Source organism: Pseudomonas sp. NPDC090208 (genome assembly GCF_044746785.1).
Lineage (GTDB): Bacteria > Pseudomonadota > Gammaproteobacteria > Pseudomonadales > Pseudomonadaceae > Aquipseudomonas.
This window is the reverse complement of sequence record NZ_JBIVCU010000006.1, coordinates 26,230-50,675: the sequence shown is the minus strand read 5'-3', so window position 1 is coordinate 50,675 and position 24,446 is coordinate 26,230. Positions and strand designations below refer to the sequence as shown.

The 24,446-nt window shown below is 60.8% G+C and carries 19 protein-coding genes; 3 read left to right on the top strand and 16 right to left on the bottom strand.

All coding sequences use genetic code 11. From position 1 onward, the window contains the following. Window positions 1-25: 25 nt before the first annotated feature. From dnaE to rpsB, 16 genes are all read right to left on the bottom strand, one after another. Entirely contained in the window at window positions 26-3,547 is a 3,522-nt protein-coding gene (gene dnaE / locus ACIPL0_RS12325) for a DNA polymerase III subunit alpha (RefSeq protein ID WP_400596920.1), read from the bottom strand. Window positions 3,548-3,618: 71 nt separating this feature from the next. Further along, a complete protein-coding gene (rnhB, locus tag ACIPL0_RS12320; RefSeq protein WP_400596919.1) occupies window positions 3,619-4,260 on the bottom strand; it encodes a ribonuclease HII in 642 nt (213 codons plus the stop codon). Window positions 4,261-4,271: 11 nt separating this feature from the next. After that, complete coding sequence (gene lpxB, locus ACIPL0_RS12315) at window positions 4,272-5,426, bottom strand: lipid-A-disaccharide synthase (RefSeq protein WP_400731536.1); 1,155 nt, start codon at window positions 5,424-5,426, stop codon at window positions 4,272-4,274. 2 nt (window positions 5,427-5,428) lie between these two features. Beyond that, the gene (lpxA, locus tag ACIPL0_RS12310; protein WP_400596917.1) at window positions 5,429-6,205 is read right to left on the bottom strand and encodes an acyl-ACP--UDP-N-acetylglucosamine O-acyltransferase; all 777 of its coding nucleotides are present in this window, start codon (window positions 6,203-6,205) and stop codon (window positions 5,429-5,431) included. Beyond that, window positions 6,202-6,642, bottom strand: coding sequence for a 3-hydroxyacyl-ACP dehydratase FabZ (gene fabZ, locus ACIPL0_RS12305; RefSeq protein WP_279893329.1), 441 nt, complete (start codon window positions 6,640-6,642; stop codon window positions 6,202-6,204). The genes lpxA and fabZ overlap by 4 nt, the downstream gene beginning before the upstream one ends. Window positions 6,643-6,754: 112 nt before the next feature. Next, window positions 6,755-7,810: a UDP-3-O-(3-hydroxymyristoyl)glucosamine N-acyltransferase gene (lpxD, locus tag ACIPL0_RS12300; RefSeq protein WP_400596915.1), complete on the bottom strand. Its 1,056-nt coding sequence runs from the start codon at window positions 7,808-7,810 to the stop codon at window positions 6,755-6,757. A gap of 4 nt (window positions 7,811-7,814) precedes the next feature. Next, window positions 7,815-8,318: an OmpH family outer membrane protein gene (locus ACIPL0_RS12295; RefSeq protein ID WP_400596914.1), complete on the bottom strand. Its 504-nt coding sequence runs from the start codon at window positions 8,316-8,318 to the stop codon at window positions 7,815-7,817. Window positions 8,319-8,364: 46 nt separating this feature from the next. Next, a complete protein-coding gene (gene bamA, locus ACIPL0_RS12290) occupies window positions 8,365-10,752 on the bottom strand; it encodes an outer membrane protein assembly factor BamA (protein ID WP_400596913.1) in 2,388 nt (795 codons plus the stop codon). 76 nt (window positions 10,753-10,828) lie between these two features. Further along, window positions 10,829-12,181 carry a sigma E protease regulator RseP gene (gene rseP, locus ACIPL0_RS12285; protein WP_400596911.1) on the bottom strand — a complete coding sequence of 451 codons (1,353 nt, stop codon included), beginning with the start codon at window positions 12,179-12,181 and terminating at the stop codon, window positions 10,829-10,831. Window positions 12,182-12,262: 81 nt separating this feature from the next. Beyond that, window positions 12,263-13,453 (bottom strand): 1-deoxy-D-xylulose-5-phosphate reductoisomerase, encoded by a 1,191-nt coding sequence (ispC, locus tag ACIPL0_RS12280; RefSeq protein ID WP_400596910.1) that lies wholly within the window; start codon window positions 13,451-13,453, stop codon window positions 12,263-12,265. Next, complete coding sequence (locus tag ACIPL0_RS12275; protein WP_400596909.1) at window positions 13,450-14,265, bottom strand: phosphatidate cytidylyltransferase; 816 nt, start codon at window positions 14,263-14,265, stop codon at window positions 13,450-13,452. The genes ispC and ACIPL0_RS12275 overlap by 4 nt, the downstream gene beginning before the upstream one ends. Continuing rightward, a complete protein-coding gene (gene uppS, locus ACIPL0_RS12270; RefSeq protein ID WP_400596908.1) occupies window positions 14,265-15,020 on the bottom strand; it encodes a polyprenyl diphosphate synthase in 756 nt (251 codons plus the stop codon). The genes ACIPL0_RS12275 and uppS overlap by 1 nt, the downstream gene beginning before the upstream one ends. Window positions 15,021-15,035: 15 nt before the next feature. Continuing rightward, the gene (gene frr / locus ACIPL0_RS12265; RefSeq protein ID WP_400596907.1) at window positions 15,036-15,593 is read right to left on the bottom strand and encodes a ribosome recycling factor; all 558 of its coding nucleotides are present in this window, start codon (window positions 15,591-15,593) and stop codon (window positions 15,036-15,038) included. After that, complete coding sequence (gene pyrH, locus ACIPL0_RS12260; protein WP_007924076.1) at window positions 15,590-16,333, bottom strand: UMP kinase; 744 nt, start codon at window positions 16,331-16,333, stop codon at window positions 15,590-15,592. The genes frr and pyrH overlap by 4 nt, the downstream gene beginning before the upstream one ends. 202 nt (window positions 16,334-16,535) lie before the next feature. Next, window positions 16,536-17,402, bottom strand: a complete 867-nt coding sequence (gene tsf, locus ACIPL0_RS12255) for a translation elongation factor Ts (RefSeq protein WP_400596905.1) — start codon at window positions 17,400-17,402, stop codon at window positions 16,536-16,538. Between the two features lie 183 nt (window positions 17,403-17,585). Continuing rightward, complete coding sequence (rpsB, locus tag ACIPL0_RS12250) at window positions 17,586-18,323, bottom strand: 30S ribosomal protein S2 (protein WP_400596903.1); 738 nt, start codon at window positions 18,321-18,323, stop codon at window positions 17,586-17,588. A 340-nt stretch (window positions 18,324-18,663) separates the two neighbouring features. Here rpsB and map point away from each other — a divergent pair, with 340 nt between their 5' ends. The 3 genes from map to dapC all read left to right on the top strand — a co-directional run bounded on the left by map (window position 18,664) and on the right by dapC (window position 23,478). Further along, the gene (map, locus tag ACIPL0_RS12245; RefSeq protein ID WP_400596902.1) at window positions 18,664-19,446 is read left to right on the top strand and encodes a type I methionyl aminopeptidase; all 783 of its coding nucleotides are present in this window, start codon (window positions 18,664-18,666) and stop codon (window positions 19,444-19,446) included. A gap of 54 nt (window positions 19,447-19,500) precedes the next feature. After that, on the top strand, window positions 19,501-22,197 hold the full coding sequence (locus tag ACIPL0_RS12240) for a [protein-PII] uridylyltransferase (protein WP_400596901.1): 2,697 nt from the start codon (window positions 19,501-19,503) through the stop codon (window positions 22,195-22,197). Between the two features lie 78 nt (window positions 22,198-22,275). Beyond that, complete coding sequence (gene dapC / locus ACIPL0_RS12235; RefSeq protein WP_400596900.1) at window positions 22,276-23,478, top strand: succinyldiaminopimelate transaminase; 1,203 nt, start codon at window positions 22,276-22,278, stop codon at window positions 23,476-23,478. The last annotated feature ends 968 nt before the right edge of the window (window positions 23,479-24,446 follow it).

Here is a 24,446-nt window from a genome sequence, read left to right as displayed (position 1 = left end):
TTTAATAAATTCGTAAGATCAGCTTTCAGCGATACTGCAGGAAGACGTTCTCTCGTCCGAACTGGTCACGCAGGGCCTGAATCAGGCTGTCTGCGGGATCGATCCGCCACGCTTCGCCAAACTGCAGCAACGCCCTGGCATCCTGCCCGGTGTAATCGAGCGTGATCGGACACGCTCCCCGATGCTTCTTGCACAGGTCGCCCAACCAGCGCAGACGGTCGCCCTTGAGCGCCTCGCTACGCACGGTCAGACGCAAACTTTCGGCCAGACCGGTCCGCGCCTCCTCCAGACTCATGACCCGCTTGGCACGCAAACGCAGGCCACCAGAGAAGTCATCGGAGCTGACCTCGCCTTCCACGACCACCATGGCATCGGTCTGCAGCAGCGACTGCGCCGCCGCGAACGAGTCGGCAAACAACGAGGCCTCGATGCGCCCGGAGCGGTCGTCCAGGGTGATGAAGCCCATCTTGTCGCCTTTCTTGTTCTTCATCACCCGCAGGGCAATGATCAGACCCGCCACGGTCTGGGTATCACGGGCCGGTTTCAGATCGACGATACGCTGCCGGGCAAACCGGCGGATCTCGCCTTCGTATTCGTCGATCGGGTGACCGGTCAGGTACAGACCCAGGGTGTCCTTCTCGCCACGCAACCGCTCCTTGAGAGTGACCTCGCGAGCGTTGCGATGGTTCGCATAAACATCGGCATCTTCTTCCACGAACAGCCCACCGAACAGGTCGGCGTGGCCGCTGTCATGGCTGCGCGCAGTCTGTTCGGCGGCCTGAATGGCCTCTTCCAGCGCAGCCAGCAACACGCCGCGGTTGCGGTCGATATTGGCCTGATACTGTTTCGGTTCGTCGTAGAAGAACGGGCCGAGACGGTCCAGCGCGCCGCTGCGGATCAGGCCGTCCATGGTGCGTTTGTTGACCCGCTTGAGGTCGATCCGCTCGCAGAAATCGAACAGGTCCTTGAACGGACCGGCTGCCCGCGCTTCGGTGATCGCTTCCACCGGACCTTCGCCCACGCCCTTGATCGCCCCCAGGCCGTAAACGATGCGGCCCTCGTCGTTCACCGTGAACTTGAACTCTGAGTTGTTCACGTCCGGCGCATCGAGGCGCAGCTTCATGGTCCGCACTTCTTCGATCAAGGTCACGACCTTGTCGGTGTTGTGCATGTCCGCCGACAACACCGCCGCCATGAACGGCGCCGGGTAGTGTTTCTTCAGCCAGGCGGTCTGGTACGACACCAGACCATAGGCGGCGGAGTGGGATTTGTTGAAACCGTAACCGGCGAATTTTTCCACCAGGTCGAAAATGTTGCCCGCAAGGTCGGCGTCGATGCCATTGGTGGCGCAGCCTTCAATGAAGCCACCACGCTGCTTGGCCATTTCTTCGGGCTTTTTCTTGCCCATGGCGCGACGCAGCATGTCCGCACCGCCGAGGGTGTAACCGGCCATGACCTGAGCGATCTGCATCACCTGTTCCTGATACAGGATGATGCCGTAAGTCGGTGCCAGTACCGGCTGCAGACCTTCGTACTGATAGTCCGGGTGCGGATAGGCCAGCTCGGCGCGGCCGTGCTTGCGGTTGATGAAGTCATCCACCATGCCCGATTGCAGCGGGCCGGGACGGAACAGTGCCACCAGTGCGATCAGGTCTTCCAGGCAGTCGGGCTTGAGCTTCTTGATCAGCTCCTTCATGCCCCGCGATTCAAGCTGGAACACCGCCGTGGTTTCGGCCTTTTGCAGCAGATCGTAGGTCGGCGCGTCATCCAGCGGAATAAAGGCGATGTCCAGCGGTTCCTCGCCCACCTTGGCGCGGTCGCGGTTGATGGTCTTCATCGCCCAGTCGATGATCGTCAGCGTACGCAGACCAAGGAAGTCGAACTTCACCAGGCCTGCGGCCTCGACGTCATCCTTGTCGTACTGGGTTACCAGACCGCTGCCTTCTTCGTCGCAGTAAATGGCCGCGAAGTCGGTCAGTTTGGTCGGCGCGATCACCACACCACCGGCGTGCTTGCCGACGTTACGCACCACGCCTTCGAGCTTGCGCGCCATCTCCCAGATTTCCGCGCCTTCCTCGTCGGTCTTGAGGAAGTCACGCAGGATTTCTTCCTGCTCGTAGGCTTTTTCCAGGGTCATGCCGACTTCAAACGGGATCATCTTTGACAGACGATCGGCCAGACCGAATGACTTGCCCTGGGCCCGCGCCACGTCGCGCACCACCGCCTTGGCGGCCATGGAACCGAAGGTGATGATCTGGCTCACCGCGTTGCGGCCATACTTGTCGGCCACGTAGTCGATCACCCGGTCGCGACCGTCCATGCAGAAGTCGACGTCGAAGTCGGGCATCGAAACCCGCTCGGGGTTGAGGAAACGTTCAAAGAGCAGGTCATAGGCCAGCGGGTCGAGGTCGGTGATCTTCTGCACATAGGCCACCAGCGAACCGGCACCCGAACCCCGTCCGGGGCCGACCGGCACGCCGTTGTTCTTGGCCCACTGGATAAAGTCCATAACGATCAGGAAGTAACCGGGGAAGCCCATCTGGATGATGATATCCAGCTCGAAATTCAGCCGATCGACGTAGACCTGACGCTTGGCTTCGTAGTTGGGCGTGGTTTCCTTTGGCCACAGCACGGCCAGACGCTCTTCCAGGCCCTCGAAGGACACCTTGCGGAAGTATTCGTCGATGGTCATGCCATCAGGGATCGGGAAGTTGGGCAGGAAAGCCTTGCCCAGACGCACATCGATGTTGCAGCGCTTGGCGATCTCGACGGTGTTTTCCAGCGCATCGGGCAGATCGCTGAACAGCTCGGCCATCTCCTCGGCGCTTTTCAGGTACTGCTGGTCGCTGTAGTTGCGCGAGCGGCGCGGGTCGTCCAGCGCCCGGCCTTCACCGATGCAGACGCGGGTTTCGTGGGCTTCAAAGTCTTCCTGCTTGATGAAGCGCACATCGTTGGTCGCCACCAGCGGCACGCCATGACGGTCGGCCAGGGCCACGGCGGCGTGCAGGTGTTCTTCGTCGTTGATGCGGCTGGTGCGCTGGATCTCGATGTAGAAACGGTCCTGAAAAACCGCCAGCCATTCCTTGAGCAGCTCATCGGCCTCCGCCGGATTGCCACCCAGCAAGGCCATGCCGATCTCGCCTTCCTTCGCCGCCGACAGGGCAATCAGCCCCTCGTTGGCTTCGGCCACCCATTCGCGCTCGATGATCACCATGCCGTTGCGCTGGCCGGTCATGAAACCACGAGAAATCAGCTCGGTGAGATTGAGGTAGCCCTTGGGGTTCATCACCAACAGGCTCATGCGGCTGAGCGGCGCATCCTTGTCGCGACCGGCCAGCCAGATGTCGGCGCCGCAGATCGGCTTGATCCCCGCACCCATGGCGGTCTTGTAGAACTTGACCAGCGAACACAGGTTGTTCTGGTCGGTCACCGCCACCGCAGGCATGCCCAGGCCGGTCAGCGCCTTGACCAGCGGCTTGACCCGGACCAGACCGTCAACCAGAGAGTATTCGGTGTGCATGCGCAGATGAACGAAAGAAGCCGACATGGGTGATCCTATGGCGCACAGAAAACAAAGGCCGGATTGTACCGGCCTCTCATGAAAACATCAGCCCGCGATCAATTCAGCGGCAGCGGACTGAAACCGGTGGCGGTCAGCATTTCGCGCGCCTCCCAGGCGGCGCGCACCGGAGCAAAGGAGCGCCGGTGGATCGGCGTCGGCCCGAGCCGCGCCAGCGCTTCCAGATGCACCGGGGTCGGATAGCCCTTGTGCCCGCCGATGCCGTAGCCCGGATAGATCAGCTCCATCTCGGCCATTTCCCGGTCACGGGTGACTTTGGCCAGAATCGACGCGGCGGCGATGGCCGGCACCCGGGCGTCGCCCTGCACGACCGGCGCGCAAGGTACTGACAGTTGCGGGCAACGGTTACCGTCGATCAGCGCCAGCTTCGGCGTAACGATCAGCCCTTCGACCGCGCGCTTCATCGCCAGCATGGTGGCGTGAAGGATGTTCAGCTCGTCGATTTCTTCGACTTCGGCCCGCGCAATGTGCCAGCACAGGGCCTTCTCGCGGATTTCGTCGAACAGCTTTTCACGTTTGGCTTCGGTGAGTTTCTTCGAATCGTTCAAGCCCAGAATCGGGCGGCCCGGATCGAGAATCACCGCTGCGGTCACCACGGCGCCGCACAGCGGGCCACGGCCTACCTCATCGACACCGGCGACCAGATCTTCGACCAGATTGAAGTCCAGACCCATTTGCATTGATTGCGTACTCATGGTGAAGGCGAACGGCCAATCAGGCTCAACACCGCTTCGGCGGCCTGATTGGAGGCGTCGCGACGCAAGGTTCGATGGATGGCGTCAAAGCCGTCGGTCTGCACGGAACCGTCGTCGAGCAGCGGCAACAGGGTCTGTGCCAGTGCATCGGCGCTGGCGGCGTCCTGAATCAGCTCAGGCACCAGCAGGCGCTGGGCCAGCAGGTTCGGCAACGAGACGTACGGACTTTTCACCATCCGCTTGAGAATCCAGTAGGTCAGCGGCGCCAGGCGGTAAGCCACCACCATAGGCCGCTTGTACAGCAAGGCTTCCAGCGTGGCCGTACCCGAGGCGATCAGCACCGCGTCACAGGCGGCAAGGGCAACATGGGAGCGACCGTCGAGCAGGGTCAACGGCAGATTGCGGCCTTGCAGCAATTGTTCGATCTGCGCGCGACGTTGCGGGCTGGCGCAAGGCAGCACGAAACGAATGTCCGGACGCTGTGCCAGCAAGCGTTCTGCCGCATCGAAAAACAGCGCACCCAGGCGACCGACTTCGCCACCGCGACTGCCCGGCATCAGCGCGACCACCTTGCCCTCGCCCAGCCCAAGTTCGGCACGAGCAGCGGAGCGGTCGGCGTCCAGCGGGATGGTGTCAGCCAGCGGGATGGTGTCAGCCAGCGGATGGCCGACAAAACGCACCGGCACGCCCTTCTCTTCGTAGAAACGCGCCTCGAATGGCAGCAGGGTCAGCATCAGGTCGCAGCCTTCGCGAATCTTCAGCACACGCTTCTGCCGCCACGCCCACACCGACGGGCTGACGTAGTGCACGGTCTTGATCCCGGCCTGACGCAGTTTGAGTTCGATGTTGAGGGTGAAGTCCGGCGCGTCGATACCGATGAACACGTCCGGTTTTTCGGCAATGAGCGTCTGAATCAGCTCCTTGCGCCGTGCCAGCAGCTCTTTGAGACGGCCCAGCACCTCGACCAGCCCCATGACCGAAAGACGCTCCATCGGGAAGTACGAGCGCATGCCTTCCGCTTCCATGAGCGGTCCGCCGACACCGATGAATTGAGCATCAGGATGGCGCGCCTTGATGGCGCGCATCAGACCCGAGCCGAGGATGTCGCCGGAGGCTTCTCCGGCGACCAGCGCGATCCGCAGGGCACCCATGATCAGCGGGTGATGCCGCGGGTCGAATTCTGGATGGAGTCGCGGAACAGGGCGACTTCAGGGAACTGTGCCGCTGGCTCGGCCAGCTCGACGATGGCCTCTTCGATGGTCAGACCCTGGCGATAGACCGTCTTGTAGGCGCGACGCAGCGCATGAATCGAGTCATCGGAGAAACCGCGACGGCGCATGCCTTCAAAGTTCATGCTGCGCGCTTCGGCCGGGTTGCCGAACACGGTGACGAACGCCGGAACATCCTTGCCGATGGCGGTGCCCATGCCGGAAAAGCTGTGGGCGCCGATATGGCAGTACTGGTGAACCAGGGTGAAACCCGACAGGATCGCCCAGTCGGCAACGTGCACATGCCCGGCCAACGCAGTGTTGTTGACCAGAATGCAGTGATTGCCGATGACGCTGTCGTGACCGATATGGGCATAGGCCATGATCAGGTTGTGGTCACCGATGGTGGTTTCCGAACGGTCCTGAACGGTGCCACGGTGAATGGTCACGCCTTCGCGGATGACGTTGTGGTCGCCGATCACCAGGCGCGTCGCTTCGCCCTTGTACTTCAGGTCAGGCGTATCCTCACCGACCGAAGAAAACTGGTAGATGTGGTTGTGTTTGCCGATTTTGGTCGGGCCACGCAGGATCACATGCGGGCCAATGACCGTACCCTCGCCGATTTCCACACCGGGCCCGACGATCGACCACGGGCCGACCTCCACGTTGTCGGCCAGAACGGCCGTCGGATCGATGATTGCGCGAGGGTCAATCAAACTCATAGCTTACGTTCCGCACAGATGATTTCTGCGGAGCAGACCGGCTTGCCGTCCACCGACGCCTGGCACTCGAACTTCCAGATCTGACGCTTGCAGCTGATGAACTTGGCTTCAAGGATCAGTTGGTCGCCCGGCAGTACCGGCTGACGGAAACGCAGCTTGTCGGAGCCCACGAAGTAATAAAGAGTGCCGTCAGCAGGCTTCACGTCAAGCATCTTGAAGCCCAGGATGCCGGCGGCCTGCGCCATGGCCTCGATGATCAGCACGCCCGGCATGATTGGATGCGCGGGGAAATGACCATTGAAGAACGGTTCATTGATGCTGACGTTCTTGTAGGCACGAATGCTCTTGTTCTCGACATCCAGCGCCACCACACGGTCCACGAGCAGGAACGGGTAACGGTGGGGCAGATATTCGCGGATTTCGTTGATGTCCATCATTTCGAGAGGAAGCCTGTAGTCAAGATGGGGAGTGCGCGACGAACGCGCGGCACTCCTCTGGCAAATCAAGGAGGCAGTTTATCGGCTTTGCACACTTGATAAGAAAAAAGTATCAGCCATCAGATGATGCTTTACCGCCTGAGGTCACTGCCTCGAGATTTTTTTCCAGCTGCTGCAGGCGTCGTGCCATATCATCCAGCCGGCGAATCCGCGCCGCGCTCTTGCGCCATTCCGCAGCCGGCTGCATGGCCGTACCCGAAGAATAGGAGCCCGGCTCGGTGATCGAATGGGTCACCATGGTCATGCCGGTGATGAACACGCCGTCGCAGATTTCGATGTGGCCAACCAACCCGACACCGCCTGCGAGCATGCAGTGCTTGCCGATTTTGGTGCTGCCGGAAATCCCCACGCACGCGGCCATGGCCGTGTGATCTCCCACCTGGACGTTATGGGCGATCTGAATCTGGTTATCCAGCTTCACACCGTTGCCGATACGGGTGTCGTCCATCGCACCACGGTCGATGGCGGTATTCACGCCAATCTCGACATCGTCGCCGACAGTCACACCGCCAATCTGCGCGATCTTCTGCCAGACGCCTTTCTCGTTGGCAAAACCGAAACCCTCACCGCCCAGCACTGCGCCGGACTGAATGACCACACGCTGACCGATGCGCACGTCGTGGTACAGGGTCACGCGAGGCGCTAGCCAGCCGCCATCGCCCACCACGCTGCGTGCACCGATGAAACAGTGCGCTCCGAGCGTCACACTCGCACCGATGCGGGCACCGCTCTCGATGACCACGAAAGCCCCGACGCTGGCAGAAGGATCGACAACCGCATCATCGGCAACGACGGCGGTCGGGTGGATGCCCGCAGCAGCTTTGGGTTTGGGGTCGAACAGGTGAGAAATACGCGCGTACGCCAGATACGGATCGGCGATCAGCAGTGCATCTCCGGCGTAGCCTTCGGCATCCGCGGGCTTGAGCAGCACGGCAGAGGCGTTGGTGGTCGCGAGGAATTTACGGTACTGCGGATTGGCCAGAAAGCTGACCTGACCAGGACCGGCTTCCTGCAAGGTCGCCAGTCCGGTGATTTCTCTGTCCGCCGGGCCACGAAGCGTGGCACCGAGGAACTCGGCCAGATGGCCGAGTGTGATAGTCGCAGTCATGAAGTTACTTCAGCTGGTTCATGCGCTCGATGACCTGGCGAGTGACGTCGTACTGAGGCTTGACATCAATCACGGCACCGCGCTCGAACACCAGGTCATAGCCGCCTTTCTTGATCACTTCTTCGACAGCCTGATCCAGTTTCGGCTTGAGCTGCTTGAGCATGTCGCGGTCGGCAACGGCCTTGGCTTCGTTCAGTTCCTTGGACTGGAACTGGAAGTCACGGGCTTTTTGCTTGAAGTCCAGTTCCAGACGCTCGCGCTCAGGCTGGGCCATTTTGTCGCCACCGGCTACCAGACGATCCTGGATGCCCTTGGCACTGCTTTCCAGCGCCTTGAGCTTGGTCAGTTGCGGACCGAACTTCTTCTCGGCATCGACCGCGTACTTCTTGGCAGCGTCGGACTCCAGCAATGCCATCTGATAGTTCAGAACGGCGATTTTCATGTCAGCGAATGCCGGGCCTGCTACCAGAACCGTTGCCAGCAGGGCCAGTTGGGTCAACTTACGCACGATGTAACTCCTACAGAATCCGTTGTCGTTGTCGGTGATCAGACCCTTAGAAGGTCTGACCGAGAGAGAATTGGAAAACCTGGGTTTCGGTATTGTTGTCCGGTTTCTTCACCGGCATGGCCAGAGCGAAGCTCAATGGGCCCAGAGCGGTGATCCAGGTCACGCCAACACCGACAGAGCTTGCCAGACCGGACAGATCAGGGCCGTTACACTCGACCTTCTCTCCGTTAATAGTGGTCTTGGTTGCGCCGCAATTGGTGTCGAAAACGTTACCCACGTCCCAGAACAGCGAGGTACGCAGCGAGCGCTGATCCTTGACGAATGGCAGCGGGAACAGGATTTCGGCACCGCCGGTGATCAACACGTTACCACCAAATGGCAGCGGATCCTGATCCGGGTCCTGAGCTGTACCCGGCTTACCACCGTTATCTGCGCCTCGGCTTGGCGTACTGCGCGGGCCCAGGGTGCTGTCCTTGAAGCCACGCACCGAGTTGAAGCCACCTGCGTAGTAGTTTTCATAGAACGGCAGACCCGAGGTCGAACCGAAACCGTCACCGTAGCCCAGCTCCGAGTGCAGACGCAGGGTGGTGTTGGTGGTCAGCGGATGGAACAGCTGGCCACGGTAGTCAAGCTTGTAGAACGACAGGTCGCTGCCCGGGATCGTGGTTTCCAGTGTCAGGCTCTGGGAGTGACCACGGGTCGGCAGGGTGCCTTTGTTCAGCGTCGATTCGGACCAACCGACGGACGCCTTGAAGTTGGTGAAGCTGTCACCTTCCTTGTCCAGGAAGTCGAAGATCTCGTCAACGGTATAGGTACCGGTGTTGATCTGGTCCTGCTGCACCGACAGACCGAAGTTCAGACGCGAAGTCTCGCTGATCGGGTAGCCCATGTTGATGCCGGCGCCGATGCTGTCTACCGAGTAGCTGGCGATGTCGACGTTGAGGTCGTCATAGTTGGTCTTGCGGTAGAACGCGCTGTAGCCGAGGCTCACGCCGTCCGGGGTGAAGTACGGATCGACATAGCTGAAGTTGTAGCGGGTCTGGTATTCACTCTTGGTCAGACCGATGCTGACCTTGTTACCGGTACCCAGGAAGTTGTTCTGGCTGATCGAACCACCGAGGATCAGACCGGCGCTCTGGGCGAAACCGACGCTGGCGGTGATCGAACCGGAAGCCTGCTCTTCCACGGCGTAGTTGACGTCGACCTGGTCATCGGTGCCCGGCACCGGCGGGGTCTCGACGTTGACTTCCTTGAAGAAGCCCAGACGGTCCAGACGGGTCTTGGACTGGTCGATCAGGTAGGTCGAAGCCCAGCCGCCTTCCATCTGACGCATCTCGCGACGCAGTACTTCGTCAGCGGTCTTGGTGTTGCCACGGAAGTTGATGCGGTTCACGTAGGCACGTTTGCCCGGATCGACGGCGAACAGGATGTCCACGGTGTGATCTTCGTCGTTCGGCGTCGGCACGCCGTTGACGTTGGCGAAGGTGTAACCCTCGTTACCCAGACGACGGGTGATCAGCTCGGACGTGGTGGTCATGACCTTGCGCGAGAATACCTGGCCCGGCTGCACCAGCAGCAGCGACTGGACCTGATCTTCCGGCACCTTGAGGTCGCCACTCAGCTTGACCGACTTGACCTTGTACTTCTCGCCTTCATGGATGTTGACGGTGATGTACACGCTTTTCTTGTCAGGCGTGATGGACACCTGGGTCGAGGCGATATCCATGTTGATATAGCCGCGGTCGAGGTAGTACGAACGCAGACGTTCCAGGTCGCCGGACAGCTTTTCACGGGCGTACTTGTCGTCGTTCTTGAAGAAGGACAGCCAGTTGGTGGTCTTCAGTTCGAACAGGTCGGTCAGGTCTTCTTCTTTGAAAACCGAGTTGCCGACCACGTTGATGTGCTGGATCGCTGCGACCGCACCTTCGTTGATGTTGATCTTCAGACCGACACGGTTGCGCGGTTGCGGCACGACTTCGGTGGAGACTTCAGCCGAGTAGCGGCCCTGGGCCACGTACTGGCGCTGCAGTTCGTTACGCACGCCTTCGAGGGTCGCACGCTGGAAAATCTCGCCTTCGGCCAGACCCGACTGCTTCAGACCTTTCATCAGGTCTTCAGTGGTGATTGCCTTGTTGCCCTCGATCTCGATGCTCGAAACCGACGGGCGCTCGACCACCGTAATGACCAGAACGTTACCGTCGCGGCCCAGCTGGATATCCTGGAAGAAACCGGTCTTGAACAGGGCACGGGTAGCGTCGACCAGATGCGCGTCATCGGCCGTCTCGCCCACGTTCAACGGCAACGCACCAAACACACTGCCGGCGGAAACCCGCTGCAGGCCGTTGACACGGATATCGGAGATAGTGAAGGACTCGGCGTGAACTTCGGCGATCATCAGTGCGGAAAGAACCGCAGTTAGCAGCAGACGTTTCATGAAGTCCTTTCTTATTCCAACTGGCAATAAACAAACTGCCGCAAAATGCGGCAGATTCACAATTCGGCGTAGCTTTTTACAGGCGTCCCAGATCGTTCACCAGTGCGAGCAACATGACTCCGACCACCAGACTGATACCGATCTGCATCCCCCAGCCCTGAACCTTTTCCGACAGCGGACGACCACGCGCCCACTCGATCAGATAAAACAGCAAGTGCCCCCCGTCCAACACTGGAATGGGCAGCAAATTGAGAACCCCCAGGCTTATGCTCAGATAAGCGAGGAAATTCAAGAAGTCACCTACACCTGACTGGGCCGAAGCGCCCGCCACTTTAGCAATGGTTATCGGTCCGCTCAAGTTTTTTACCGAGAGCTCGCCGAACAACATTTTCTTCAGCGAATCGAGGGTCAGAACGCTCATTGTCCAGGTACGTCGCGCGCCCTCTGCCACCGCAGCCAGCGGCCCGTAGCTGACTTCGCGGAGCATCTCCGGCGGCCAGTCGACGCCTTTGACGCCGGCGCCCAGATAGCCTGTCGCGGCCTTGCCTTCACCCCGCGCAACCAGCGTCACCGGCACATCCAGTTGCACGCCGTCACGGTCGATATGCAGAGAAATGCGTGTATCAGGGCGGACACGAACCTGATCCACCACTTGCTGCCAGTCATTCAGCGCGCTGCCATCGAGCGCCAACAGACGGTCGCCGGTTTTCAGCCCCGCCGCCTGAGCCGGACCTTTGGGATCGAGTTCGGCCAGCACCGGCGGCAACGCCGGACGCCACGGACGAATGCCCAGAGAGCGGATCGGATCGGGCTCGTCGGCACCCTTGAGCCAGTTGTCCAGCACCAGCGAACGCGGGCTGTCGACATCCGAGCCCTGCTCGCGCACCTTCAGCGCAATGCTGCCGGTCTCACCGAGACGACGTACCAGTTGCAAGTTGACCGCTGCCCAGCCGCTGGTGGCTTCACCGTCCACCGAAACGATTTCCTGGCCCGAAGCCAACCCTGCTCTCTCAGCAATACTGCCTGCTTCGACGCCGCCGATGACCGGGCGCACCTGCTGGCTGCCGAGCATGGCGAGTACCCAGAAAAATACAATCGCCAACAGGAAGTTGGCGACCGGGCCGGCGATGACGATGGCGATGCGCTGGTAAACGGATTTGCGATTGAAGGCCTGATCGACCTGATCGGCAGGGACATCACCCTCCCGTTCGTCGAGCATTTTCACGTAACCGCCCAACGGAATGGCGGCCACGACATATTCGGTCCCCTTGCGATCATGCCAGCGCAACAGTGGCATGCCGAAGCCTACAGAGAACCGCAGCACCTTGACCCCACAACGCCGCGCCACCCAGAAGTGGCCGAATTCGTGAAAGGTAACCAGCACACCCAAGGCAATCAGGGTGCCGACAATCATGTATAGCGCGCTCATCGCAGTTCTCCGGGGATCGGCTCATCGCTGCCGGCATACGCAGCCCGCCTCGATTGACCTTTTCCGTATGGCATCTGCCGTTTATCGACCATGCCGACCGAGCCACTGCCCGGCCAGCGAGCGAGCCCGGGCGTCGACTTCGAACACTGTTTCCAGCTCGTTGACAGCGACGACCGGCTCAAGATTCAGGACTTCATCGATCATACCCGCGATTTCCGGAAAACGAATCCTTCGATCCAGAAACGCAGCCACGGCGACTTCGTTGACGGCGTTCAGCACCGCCGGGGCGCTGCCACCGGTTTCCGCAGCTTGCCGCGCCAGACGCAGGCAAGGGAAGCGCACTTCGTCCGGTGCCTGGAAGTCCAGGCGCGCCACCTTGAAGATATCCAGCGGGGCAACTCCGGAGTCGATTCGCTCCGGCCACGCCAGCGCGTGGGCGATCGGCGTGCGCATGTCCGGGTTACCGAGCTGCGCGAGCACCGAGCCATCGACATAGTCGACCATCGAATGAATGACGCTTTGCGGGTGGATCACCACCTCGACCTTGGCTGGCGTAGTATCGAACAGCCAGCAAGCCTCGATGAGTTCGAGACCCTTGTTCATCATGCTCGCCGAATCCACGGAAATCTTGCGTCCCATGGACCAGTTCGGGTGCGCGCAGGCCTGCTCCGGCGTGACGTGCTCCAGATCAGCCAGCGGTGTCTGGCGGAACGGACCGCCGGAAGCCGTCAGCAGAATGCGTCGAGCACCAACACTGGTCAGACCGTTGGCGTAATTGCCCGGCAGGCACTGGAAAATCGCGTTGTGCTCGCTGTCCAGCGGCAGCAGCACGGTGCCACTGCGACGAACGGCCTGCATGAACAAGGCGCCGGACATGACCAGCGACTCCTTGTTGGCCAGCAGCACCTTCTTGCCCGCCTCGACGGCCGCCAGGGTCGGACGCAGACCGGCCGCCCCGACAATCGCCGCCAGTACGGTATCGACCTGCGGATGGGCAGAGACTTCGCAAAGCCCCTCCTCCCCTACCAGCACACGGGTTTCCAGTCCGGCCGCACGCAGATCGTCCTGCAACTGCCGCGCCGCAACGGCGGTAGGCACCACGGCAAACTGCGGCACGTGACGCACACACAGCGCCAGCAACTCAGCCAGACGCGTGAAGCCGGTCAGGGCAAACACCTGATAACGCGAAGGATGACGAGCGATGACATCCAGGGTACTCAACCCCACCGAACCGGTGGCGCCAAGGACGGTAATTTGCTGAGGCCCGTTCACATTACGCCCCAGTCAGCCGCCCAAAGCAGCAGTGCGAATACCGGAATGGCCGCTGTCAGACTGTCGATGCGGTCCAGCACGCCACCATGACCCGGCAGCAGGTTGCTGCTGTCCTTGATCCCGGCAGTACGCTTGAACATGCTTTCGGTGAGATCGCCTACCACGGAAACCAGCACCACGATGGCCGCTCCCAGCAGCGAGAAGAAGAAGCCGGAGAACGACCAGCCGCGCACCACCCCCACCACTGCAGTGATCACCAGACAGGCGATCAGGCCACCGTAGAGACCTTCCCAGCTCTTGCCGGGGCTGACTTTTGGCGCCAGCTTGCGCTTGCCGAAGGCCTTGCCGGAGAAGTAGGCACCGATATCGGCACCCCATACCAGAACCATTACCGACAGGATCAACCAGTTACCCAGCGGCCACTGCTTGATCAGAACCAGCCCCTGCCAGGCCGGCAGGAGAATCAGCAGGCCGATAGCCAGCTTGTAGATGGCACTCGACCAGTGCTCGCTGGACTCCGGATAGGTCAGTACCAGCCAGGTCGCCGCCAGCCACCAGAGCAGTGCCGCCACCAGAATCCATGGCGCCAGACCTGGCAGGAGATAAAGCAGGAACAGCAATACCGCCACCACGACGGCGTAAAGCACTCGCGACGACTGAGCCTGAAAACCGGCCAGACGCGCCCATTCCCACGCCCCCAGCACGACGACCGCAGCGATGAACAATGCAAAGCTGCCACCTTCCAGCAGAAAAAATCCGCATAGGGCCAGTGGCGCCAGGATCAACGCAGTGATGATTCGTTGTTTGAGCATTAAGCACGGGCTCCGGCTTCGACCTGCTCGCTGGTTTTCCCGAAGCGGCGCTGGCGCGAAGCGAAATCGGCCAGCGCATGGCGCATGGCGTCGTGTTTGAAGTCCGGCCAGAACAGGTCGGAGAAGTACAGCTCGGCATACGCCAGCTGCCACAGCAGAAAGTTACTGATGCGATGTTCACCACCGGTGCGGATGCACAGGTCGGGCAACGGCAGGTCGCCCGTGGCCAGGCAGGTCTGCAACAGCTCTGGCGTAATGTCTTCCGGACGCAGATGCCCGGCCTGAACCTCACGCGCCAGACGCTGTGCGGCCTGGGCAATGTCCCATTGACCGCCGTAGTTGGCGGCGATCTGCAGGACAAAGCGGCTGTTTCCGGCCGTGGCCGCTTCCGCTTCGCGGATAGCCGCCTGCAACTCGGGATGAAAACGCGAACGGTCGCCGATGATGCGCAAACTGATGCCGTTCTCGTTGAGGCGCTTGGTTTCACGGCGCAAGGCCGTGAAAAACAGCTCCATCAGCGCACCGACTTCTTCGGCCGGGCGCTGCCAGTTCTCACTGGAGAAAGCGAACAGGGTCAGCACCTCGACCTTGGCCTCGGCGCATACCTCGATGACCGCCCGCACTGCATCGACACCGGCCTTGTGCCCGGCAACGCCCGGCAACAGGCGTTTCTTGGCCCAGCGATTGTTGCCATCCATGATGATGGCGACATGACGCGGCACCGATGACGGCACAGCCAGCTTTGTCTTTTCCATGAAAGCTTCCCGACCTTATACGGCCATCAGGTCCGCTTCTTTTTCTTCCGTGGCCTTGGTGATCTGAGCCTCGAAATCCTTGATCAGTTTGTCGATATCAGCGCTGGCACGACGCTCTTCGTCTTCGCTGATTTCCTTGTCCTTGACCAGTTTCTTCAGATCGCCCATGGCGTCACGACGAATGTTGCGCACGGCAACACGAGCATCTTCAGCCGCGCTGCGCGCCTGCTTGGTGAAGCCCTTGCGGGTCTCTTCGGTCAGCGGCGGCATGGAGATCAGCAGCAACTCGCCCAGGTTGGTCGGGTTGAGGTTCAGACCGGCACTGCCGATGGCCTTGTCGACCGCAGCCAGCATGTTGCGCTCGAACGGCACGACCTGCAGGGTACGCGAGTCCTTCACGGTGACGTTGGCGACGCCGCTCAGCGGAGTGTCCACGCCGTAGTAAGGAACCATCACGGTGCCCAGGACACTTGGGTGCGCCTTGCCAGTACGGATCTGGCCGAATGCATGGTGCAGGGAGTCCAGGGATTTCTGCATGCGCTGTTGAGCGTCTTTCTTGATTTCGTTGATCATTGTTCGCCTTCCTCGATCAAGGTTCCTTCCGCACCGCCATGCACGATGTTCAGCAGGGCGCCGGGCTTGTTCATGTTAAAGACACGCAGCGGCATCTTGTGGTCACGGCACAGGCAGATGGCCGTGAGATCCATTACGCCCAGCTTGCGATCCAGCACTTCATCGTAAGTCAGATGATCGAACTTCTCGGCATGCGGGTCTTTGAATGGATCGGCAGTGTACACACCATCGACCTTGGTTGCCTTGAGCACCACGTCCGCATCGATTTCGATGGCACGCAGGCAGGCGGCCGAATCGGTGGTGAAGAACGGATTGCCGGTGCCGGCCGCGAAGATCACCACTTCTTTGGAGTTGAGGTGACGCATGGCCTTGCGACGGTCGTAGTGATCAGTCACGCCAACCATGGAAATCGCCGACATGACGATGGCGGAAATGTTGGCACGCTCGAGCGCGTCACGCATGGCCAGGCCGTTCATCACCGTCGCCAGCATGCCCATATGGTCACCGGTGACCCGGTCCATGCCGGCAGCGCTGAGCGCAGCACCACGGAACAGGTTGCCACCGCCGATCACCAGACCGACCTGGACACCTATGCCGACCAACTGGCCGACTTCAAGCGCCATGCGATCCAGCACCTTCGGATCGATACCGAACTCTTCCGAGCCCATCAGGGCCTCGCCGCTGAGCTTGAGTAGAATGCGTTTATAGCGAGCCTGATAACCACTGCCCTGCTGAGCCATTGCGAATCTCTCCTGCGGCATCTTAAAAAAATTTTACGGGTGGCGGTGCCTTGAGCCTGCGCTAACTCTAGGCCACTGCCTTGAGGATGTGCAGCCTTGTGAGCCACACATCCTGAAAAAACAAATTCATCCTGCCGTTTCGACAAAGAGGCTGCGCGCGTGAGCGGGCAGCCTCTTTGGGGCGACAGTTGAAAAAACCGTCTTATTGCTTGCTGGCAGCAGCCACTTGAGCGGCAACTTCTTCAGCAAAGTTGTCAACTGGCTTCTCGATGCCTTCGCCCACTTTGAAGTAGGTGAAAGAAACGATTTCAGCGCCGGCTTTCTTGGCCAGAGCACCAACAGTGACCTCAGGGTTCATGACGAACGCCTGCTCGACCAGGCTGGCTTCAGCCTTGAACTTGGCGATACGGCCAGCGACCATCTTCTCGGCGATGTCGGCAGGCTTGCCTTTCAGCTTTTCTTCGTTCAGTTGCAGGAAGACGCCTTTCTCGCGCTCGATCGCTTCGGCGGAGATTTCTTCCGGCTTCAGGAACTCAGGGTTGCTGGCAGCGACGTGCATCGCGATGTTCTTGGCCAGCTCGCTGTCGCCGCCTTTCAGCGCAACAACGACACCGATCTTGTTGCCGTGCAGGTAGGCACCCAGCACGTCACCTTCGATACGGGCCAGACGACGGATGTTGACGTTTTCGCCAGTCTTGGCAACCAGAGCCAGACGTGCAGGCTCTTGCGCTTCGATCAGCGGCTCGACAGTGGTCAGCTTGTCGGCGAAAGCCTTCTCGACGCTGGCAGCGACGAATGCCTTGAAGTCGTCCTGCAGAGCCAGGAAGTCGGTCTGCGAGTTGACTTCGACCAGAACAGCGACCTTGCCGTCGCTCTTCACGCCGATGGAGCCTTCAGCAGCCACGTTACCAGCCTTTTTGGCGGCCTTGATGGCGCCCGAAGCACGCATGTCGTCGATGGCTTTTTCGATGTCGCCGCCGGCCTTGGTCAGGGCCTTCTTGCAGTCCATCATGCCTTCGCCGGTACGCTCGCGCAGTTCTTTGACCAACGCTGCAGTAATCTCTGCCATTTCAAAATCCTCTTTGGATAGGTCTTCAACCATTCCACCCGCCGGGCGGGCGTTCAAATTCTTGAAAATCCATGATGGCAGCTACAGATGACCGTTCGGCCCTCACAGCGCCAGATGGTTTTCGAGGTGGCAAAAAGGGGGCGTAGCCCCCTTTTTGCGTGCCCAGTAGACGCTAAGCGTCACTTACTCGGCAGCAGGTACAGCCGCTTCTTCAGCGTAAACTTCGGTGCCGCCGGCAACGTTGTTGCGACCACGGATAACCGCGTCAGCCATCGAACCCATGTACAGCTGAATGGCGCGAATGGCGTCATCGTTACCTGGGATGATGTAGTCAACGCCTTCCGGGCTGCTGTTGGTATCGACTACGCCGATGACCGGGATGCCCAGCTTGTTGGCTTCGGTGATCGCGATGCGCTCGTGATCAACGTCGATGACGAACAGTGCGTCTGGCAGACCGCCCATGTCCTTGATACCACCCAGGCTGCGATCCAGTTTTTCCAGATCACGGGTGCGCATCAGGGCTTCTTTCTTGGTCAGCTTGGCGAAGGTACCGTCTTCAGCCTGAACTTCGAGCTCGCGCAGACGCTTGATGGAAGCACGGATGGTCTTGAAGTTGGTCAGCATGCCGCCCAACCAGCGGTGGTCGACGTACGGCGAACCGCAACGTGCTGCTTCTTCTGCAACGATCTTGCCGGCGGAACGCTTGGTGCCGACGAACAGGATCTTGTTCTTGCCCTGAGCCAGGCGCTCAACGAACGTCAGAGCGTCGTTGAACATAGGCAGGGTTTTTTCGAGGTTGATGATGTGAATCTTGTTACGCGCGCCGAAAATGTACTTGCCCATTTTCGGGTTCCAGTAACGGGTCTGGTGGCCGAAGTGCACACCGGCCTTCAGCATATCGCGCATATTGACTTGGGACATGATAGTTCCTTGATAAGTCGGGTTAGGCCTCCACGTATCCCAATGACCAACCAGCGGCAGTGAGCCGAGGGCACCCAGGTCATCGTGTCGACACGTGTGTGGGTTTGTGCTTTCGGGGGCATCCCCGTAAAGCGGCGCACTTTATATCACAAAAGGTCAGGCAACGGAACCCGAATCAAGGTCCTGTTTTCCTGCGGCTTTTGTCCGCGCGCTCATACAGGTTCGCACAACGGTCGGCCCCTGTATAAAGGCAGCGATGATAACCCGCCCGGCGGCGGTCTGATAGAATCGCGTTTTTCCGTGTTTTAGCCGCGGCCGCGCCGCGCCGAGAGAGCCTTGTATGTCCGTGACCCTGAAAACCCCCGAAGACATCGAAAAGATGCGCATCGCCGGCCGTCTGGCCGCCGAAGTCCTGGAAATGATCGGTGCCTATGTCAAACCGGGCGTGACCACCGACGAGCTGGACCGCATCTGCCACGACTACATCGTCAACGAGCAGAAGGCCATCCCGGCGCCGCTGAACTACAAGGGTTTCCCGAAATCCATCTGCACCTCGATCAACCATGTGGTCTGCCACGGCATCCCCAACGAGAAGCCGCTGAAGGAAGGCGACGTGCTGAACATCGACGTGACCGTGATCAAGGACGGCTACCACGGCGACACCAGCAAGATGTTCCACGTGGGCAAGGTGCCTGAATGGGCCGAGCGCCTGTCCCGGGTCACTCAGGAGTGCATGTATAAAGGCATCGAGCTGGTCAAACCCGGCGCACACCTGGGCGATATCGGCGAAGTGATCCAGAAGCACGCCGAAAAGAACGGCTTCTCGGTCGTCCGCGAATACTGCGGCCACGGCATCGGCAAGGTGTTCCACGAAGAGCCGCAGGTCCTGCATTACGGCAAGGCCGGCACCGGCATGGAGCTGAAAGAGGGCATGACCTTCACCATCGAGCCGATGATCAACCAGGGCAAGGCCGACACCCGCCTGCTCGGCGACGGCTGGACAGCCATCACCAAGGACCGCAAGCTGTCGGCGCAGTGGGAACACACCATTCTGGTGACCGCCACTGGCTATGAGATCTTCACGCTGCGCAGCGACGACACCATCGCTCGCACCTCCGCCTGATCACCACGCCGCCAAGCCTGATCCGGTCGATATAGATAGAAGGAAAGCAGTTCGATGCCGCAGGTGGACCCAGATTTGTTCGATCGCGGCCAGTTCCAGGCCGAACTGGCGCTGAAGGCCAGCCCTATCGCTGCCTTCAAGAAAGCCATCCGTCAGGCCCGCGAGGTGCTTGACCAGCGTTTCAAATCGGGCCGGGAAATCCGCCGCCTGATCGAGGACCGGGCCTGGTTCGTCGACAACATCCTGCAGCAGGCGTGGGAGCAGTTCGACTGGAGCGAAGACGCCGACATCGCCCTGCTGGCAGTCGGCGGCTATGGCCGTGGCGAGCTGCACCCCTACTCCGACATCGATCTGCTGATCCTGCTGGACAGCGCCGATCACGAAGTCTTCCGCGATTCCATCGAACGCTTTCTGACCCTGCTGTGGGACATCGGCCTGGAAGTCGGTCAGAGCGTACGCTCGGTGGATGAATGCGCCACCGAGGCCCGCGCCGACCTGACGGTGATCACCAACCTGATGGAAAGCCGCACCATTGCCGGCCCCGAGCGCCTGCGCCAGCGCATGCTCGACGTCACCAGCACCGGCCAGATGTGGCCGAGCAAGGAATTCTTCCTCGCCAAGCGTGCCGAGCAGAAGACCCGCCACCACAAGTATTTCGACACCGAATACAACCTGGAGCCGAACGTCAAAGGCTCGCCAGGCGGTTTGCGCGACATCCAGACCATTCTCTGGGTAGCCCGCCGCCAGTACGGCACCCTGAACCTGCACGCCCTCGCCGATGAAGGCTTTTTGCTGGAGAGCGAAAACGACCTGCTGGCGTCGTCCCAGGAATTCCTCTGGAAGGTCCGCTACGCCCTGCACATGCTGGCGGGGCGCTCTGAAGACCGGCTGCTGTTCGACTACCAGAGCCACATCGCCCGCCTGCTGGGCTACGAGGACAGCGACGCCAAGCTGGCCATCGAACGCTTCATGCAGAAGTACTACCGGGTGGTCATGAGCATCGCCCAGCTCAGCGACCTGATCATCCAGCACTTCGAGGAAGTGATCCTTTCCGACGATCAGAACACCGTCACCGAAGCGATCAACTCGCGCTTCCAGCTCCACGACGGCTACATCGAGGCGACCAACCCGAACGTGTTCAAGCGTACGCCGTTCGCCATGCTGGAAATGTTCGTGCTGATGGCTCAGCACCCGGAAATCAAGGGTGTGCGCGCCGACACCATCCGTCTGCTGCGCGAGCACCGGCACCTGATCAACGACGACTTCCGCAACGACATTCGCAACACCAGCCTGTTCATCGAGCTGTTCAAGTGCGAAATCGGCATTCACCGCAACCTGCGGCGGATGAACCGTTACGGCATTCTCGGCCTGTACCTGCCGGAGTTCGGCCATATCGTCGGGCAGATGCAGCACGACCTGTTCCACATCTACACGGTCGACGCCCACACACTGAACCTGATCAAACACCTGCGTAAGCTGCAGTACACGCAGATGTCAGAAAAATTCCCGCTGGCCAGCAAGCTGATGGGCAAGCTGCCCAAGCCCGAATTGATCTATCTGGCCGGCCTGTACCACGACATCGGCAAGGGCCGTGGCGGCGATCACTCGGAGCTCGGTGCGGTCGACGCCGAAGCGTTCGGTATCCGCCATCACCTGCCGACGTGGGACACCCAGTTGATCGTCTGGCTGGTGCAAAACCATCTGGTGATGTCGACCACCGCCCAGCGCAAGGACCTGTCCGATCCGCAGGTGATCCACGATTTCGCCCAGTTCGTTGGCGACGAAGTGCACCTGGACTACCTCTATGTCCTGACCATTGCCGACATCAACGCCACCAACCCGACCCTGTGGAACTCGTGGCGGGCCAGCCTGCTGCGCCAGCTCTACACCGAGACCAAGCGCGCCCTCAAGCGCGGCCTGGAAAATCCGGTAGACCGCGAAGAGCAGATCCGTCGCACACAGAGCGCCGCGCTGGACATTCTGGTGCGCAACGGCACCGATCCGGACGACGTCGAGCAACTCTGGTCGCAGCTGGGTGATGACTATTTCCTGCGCCACACTGCTGGTGACGTGGCCTGGCACAGCGATGCGATCCTGCAGCAGCCGGCCGACGGCGGGCCGCTGGTGTTGATCAAGGAAACCACCCAGCGCGAATTCGAAGGCGGCACGCAGATCTTCATCTATGCACCGGACCAGCACGACTTCTTCGCCGTGACAGTGGCAGCGATGGACCAGTTGAACCTGAACATTCACGACGCCCGGGTCATCACCTCCACCAGCCAGTTCACCCTCGACACTTACATCGTGCTCGACAGCGACGGCGGCCCGATCGGCGACAACCTGGAGCGGATCAAGACCATCCGCGACGGCCTGACCGAAGCGCTGCGCAACCCGGACGACTACCCGACCATCATCAAGCGCCGGGTGCCGCGTCAGCTCAAGCATTTCGCGTTTGCACCCGTGGTGACGATTTCCAACGACGCGCAGCGGCCAGTCACCGTGCTGGAACTCAGCGCGCCTGACCGCCCGGGTCTGCTGGCACGTATCGGCAAGATTTTCCTGGAATTCGACCTGTCGCTGCAGAACGCCAAGATTTCCACCCTGGGCGAACGCGTGGAAGACGTGTTCTTCCTCACCGACGAGAACAACCAGCCGCTGTCCGATCCGCAACTGTGCAGCCGGCTGCAGGACGCCATCGTCCAGCAACTCAGCGTCAATCAGGAACCCGGCGAACTGCGCATCAGCATCTGAACGCCCTGACGATTTGATTCAACGGCGCCTGCCACCTCACCGGCTACAGGCGCCCCGCTCCCCCGAGAACGATTGCCCATGAACAACGCTCTGCAACAGCTCCAGCCTTACCCGTTCGAAAAGCTTCGCGCCCTGCTCGGCGGCGTCACGCCCAACCCGGACAAGCGCCCGATCGCCCTGTCCATCGGTGAACCGAAGCACACCTCGCCGGCGTTCGTCGCCAAGGCGCTGGCCGACAACCTCGACAAGATGGCGGTCTACCCGACCACCATTGGCATCCCGGCGCTGCGCGAAGCCATCGCCGGCTGGTGCGAGCGTCGTTTCGGCGTGCCTGCGGGCTGGCTGGATGCGGCGAAGCATGTGCTGCCGGTCAACGGCACCCGCGAAGCGCTGTTCGCCTTCACCCAGACCGTGGTCAATCGCAGCGATGACGGCCTGGTGGTCAGCCCCAACCCGTTCTATCAGATCTACGAAGGTGCGGCGTTCCTCGCCGGGGCCAAGCCGCACTACCTGCCGTGCCTGGTCGAACATGGCTTCAACCCGGACTTCGACGCCGTGCCGGCCGAGATCTGGGAACGCTGCCAGATCCTGTTCCTGTGCTCGCCGGGTAACCCGACCGGCGCGCTGATCCCGCTGGACACCCTGAAAAAGCTGATCGCCCTGGCCGACGAGCACGATTTCGTGATCGCCGCCGACGAGTGCTACAGCGAGCTGTATTTCGACGAACAGACCCCGCCACCGGGCCTGCTCACCGCCTGCGCCGAGCTGGGTCGCAGCGATTTCAAACGCTGCGTGGTGTTCCACAGTCTGTCCAAGCGCTCCAACCTGCCGGGCCTGCGTTCGGGCTTCGTGGCCGGCGACGCCGACATTCTCAAGGCGTTCCTGCTGTACCGCACCTACCATGGCTGCGCGATGCCGGTTCAGACCCAACTGGCCAGCGTTGCCGCGTGGAACGACGAAGAACACGTGCGTGCCAACCGCGACCTGTACCGCGAGAAGTTCGACGCCGTGCTGGATATTCTTTCGCCGGTGATGGACGTGCAGCGTCCGGACGGCAGTTTCTATCTGTGGCCGAATGTCGGCGGCGACGATGCGGCCTTCTGCCGCGACCTGTTTGAAGCCGAGCATGTCACCGTAGTGCCGGGCTCGTACCTGTCTCGTGACGTCGAAGGGGCCAACCCTGGCGCCGGTCGTGTACGCATGGCGCTGGTCGCACCACTGGCCGAATGCATCGAAGGCGCCGAGCGCATTCGCGCGTTCGTGACCCGCAACCGCGGGTAATCTCCGTAGCAGTCCGGCTTGCCGGTGGTCGCGCCTTCAAAATCGCTGCCGCCTGTAGGAGCTGGCTTGCCCTGCGAGCGGCGACGGAGTCATCGTAAAACCGGCGAACGCGGTGTATCAGGAAAGTCGAGTCGGCAGGTTTTACGACTGCTGCGCAGCCGCTCGCAGGGCAAGCCTGCTCCTACAAGTTTTGCGTACTGCGCATATTTCAGGCGCACCACAAAATCCATGTGGGAGGGAGCCCTGCTCGCGAAAGCGGTGGATCAGTCACTACAGCATTGTCCAGCCAGACGCCTTCGCGAGCAGAGCTCCCTCCCACGGCCTTCGGCCAGAATCAAGTGCAGACGGTGTTTTGCCGAACTGCTACAGATCTCTTACCGCAGATCCCGTAGGAGCCGGCTTGCTGGCGAAAGCGGTGGATCAGTCGACACAGCATTGCCCGGACTGACGCCTTCGCGAGCAAGGCTCCCTCCCACGGCCTTCGGCCAGAATCAAGTGCAGACGGTATTTTGCCGAACTGCTACAGATCTCTCACCGCAGAGCCCGTAGGAGCCGGCTTGCTGGCGAAAGCGGTGGATCAGTCGACACAGCATTGCCCGGACTGACGCCTTCGCGAGCAAGGCTCCCTCCCACGGCCTTCGGCCAGAATCAAGAGCAGCGAGTATTTCGCCGGACGGCTACGGATCTCTCACTGCAGATCCCGTAGGAGCCGGCTTGCTGGCGAAAGCGGTGGATCAGTCGACGCAGCATTGCCCGGACTGACGCCTTCGCGAGCAAGGCTCCCTCCCACGGCCTTCGGCCAGAATCAAGAGCAGCGAGTATTTCGCCGGACGGCTACGGATCTCTCACTGCAGATCCCGTAGGAGCCGGCTTGCTGGCGAAAGCGGTGGATCAGTCGACACAGCATTGCCCGGACTGACGCCTTCGCGAGCAAGGCTCCCTCCCACGGCCTTCGGCCAGAATCAAGT

What these genes read in the sequence shown, in the direction of transcription:
- lpxD (WP_400596915.1), bottom strand. Translation starts at nt 7,810, where the DNA reads ATGACTGCGACTATCACACTCGGCCATCTGGCCGAGTTCCTCGGTGCC.
- dnaE (WP_400596920.1), bottom strand. Translation starts at nt 3,547, where the DNA reads ATGTCGGCTTCTTTCGTTCATCTGCGCATGCACACCGAATACTCTCTG.
- tsf (WP_400596905.1), bottom strand. Translation starts at nt 17,402, where the DNA reads ATGGCAGAGATTACTGCAGCGTTGGTCAAAGAACTGCGCGAGCGTACC.
- fabZ (WP_279893329.1), bottom strand. Translation starts at nt 6,642, where the DNA reads ATGATGGACATCAACGAAATCCGCGAATATCTGCCCCACCGTTACCCG.
- rnhB (WP_400596919.1), bottom strand. Translation starts at nt 4,260, where the DNA reads ATGCAAATGGGTCTGGACTTCAATCTGGTCGAAGATCTGGTCGCCGGT.
- uppS (WP_400596908.1), bottom strand. Translation starts at nt 15,020, where the DNA reads ATGGAAAAGACAAAGCTGGCTGTGCCGTCATCGGTGCCGCGTCATGTC.
- bamA (WP_400596913.1), bottom strand. Translation starts at nt 10,752, where the DNA reads ATGAAACGTCTGCTGCTAACTGCGGTTCTTTCCGCACTGATGATCGCC.
- rpsB (WP_400596903.1), bottom strand. Translation starts at nt 18,323, where the DNA reads ATGTCCCAAGTCAATATGCGCGATATGCTGAAGGCCGGTGTGCACTTC.
- lpxA (WP_400596917.1), bottom strand. Translation starts at nt 6,205, where the DNA reads ATGAGTTTGATTGACCCTCGCGCAATCATCGATCCGACGGCCGTTCTG.
- dapC (WP_400596900.1), top strand. Translation starts at nt 22,276, where the DNA reads ATGAACAACGCTCTGCAACAGCTCCAGCCTTACCCGTTCGAAAAGCTT.
- map (WP_400596902.1), top strand. Translation starts at nt 18,664, where the DNA reads ATGTCCGTGACCCTGAAAACCCCCGAAGACATCGAAAAGATGCGCATC.
- lpxB (WP_400731536.1), bottom strand. Translation starts at nt 5,426, where the DNA reads ATGGGTGCCCTGCGGATCGCGCTGGTCGCCGGAGAAGCCTCCGGCGAC.
- frr (WP_400596907.1), bottom strand. Translation starts at nt 15,593, where the DNA reads ATGATCAACGAAATCAAGAAAGACGCTCAACAGCGCATGCAGAAATCC.
- rseP (WP_400596911.1), bottom strand. Translation starts at nt 12,181, where the DNA reads ATGAGCGCGCTATACATGATTGTCGGCACCCTGATTGCCTTGGGTGTG.
- ACIPL0_RS12240 (WP_400596901.1), top strand. Translation starts at nt 19,501, where the DNA reads ATGCCGCAGGTGGACCCAGATTTGTTCGATCGCGGCCAGTTCCAGGCC.
- ACIPL0_RS12275 (WP_400596909.1), bottom strand. Translation starts at nt 14,265, where the DNA reads ATGCTCAAACAACGAATCATCACTGCGTTGATCCTGGCGCCACTGGCC.
- pyrH (WP_007924076.1), bottom strand. Translation starts at nt 16,333, where the DNA reads ATGGCTCAGCAGGGCAGTGGTTATCAGGCTCGCTATAAACGCATTCTA.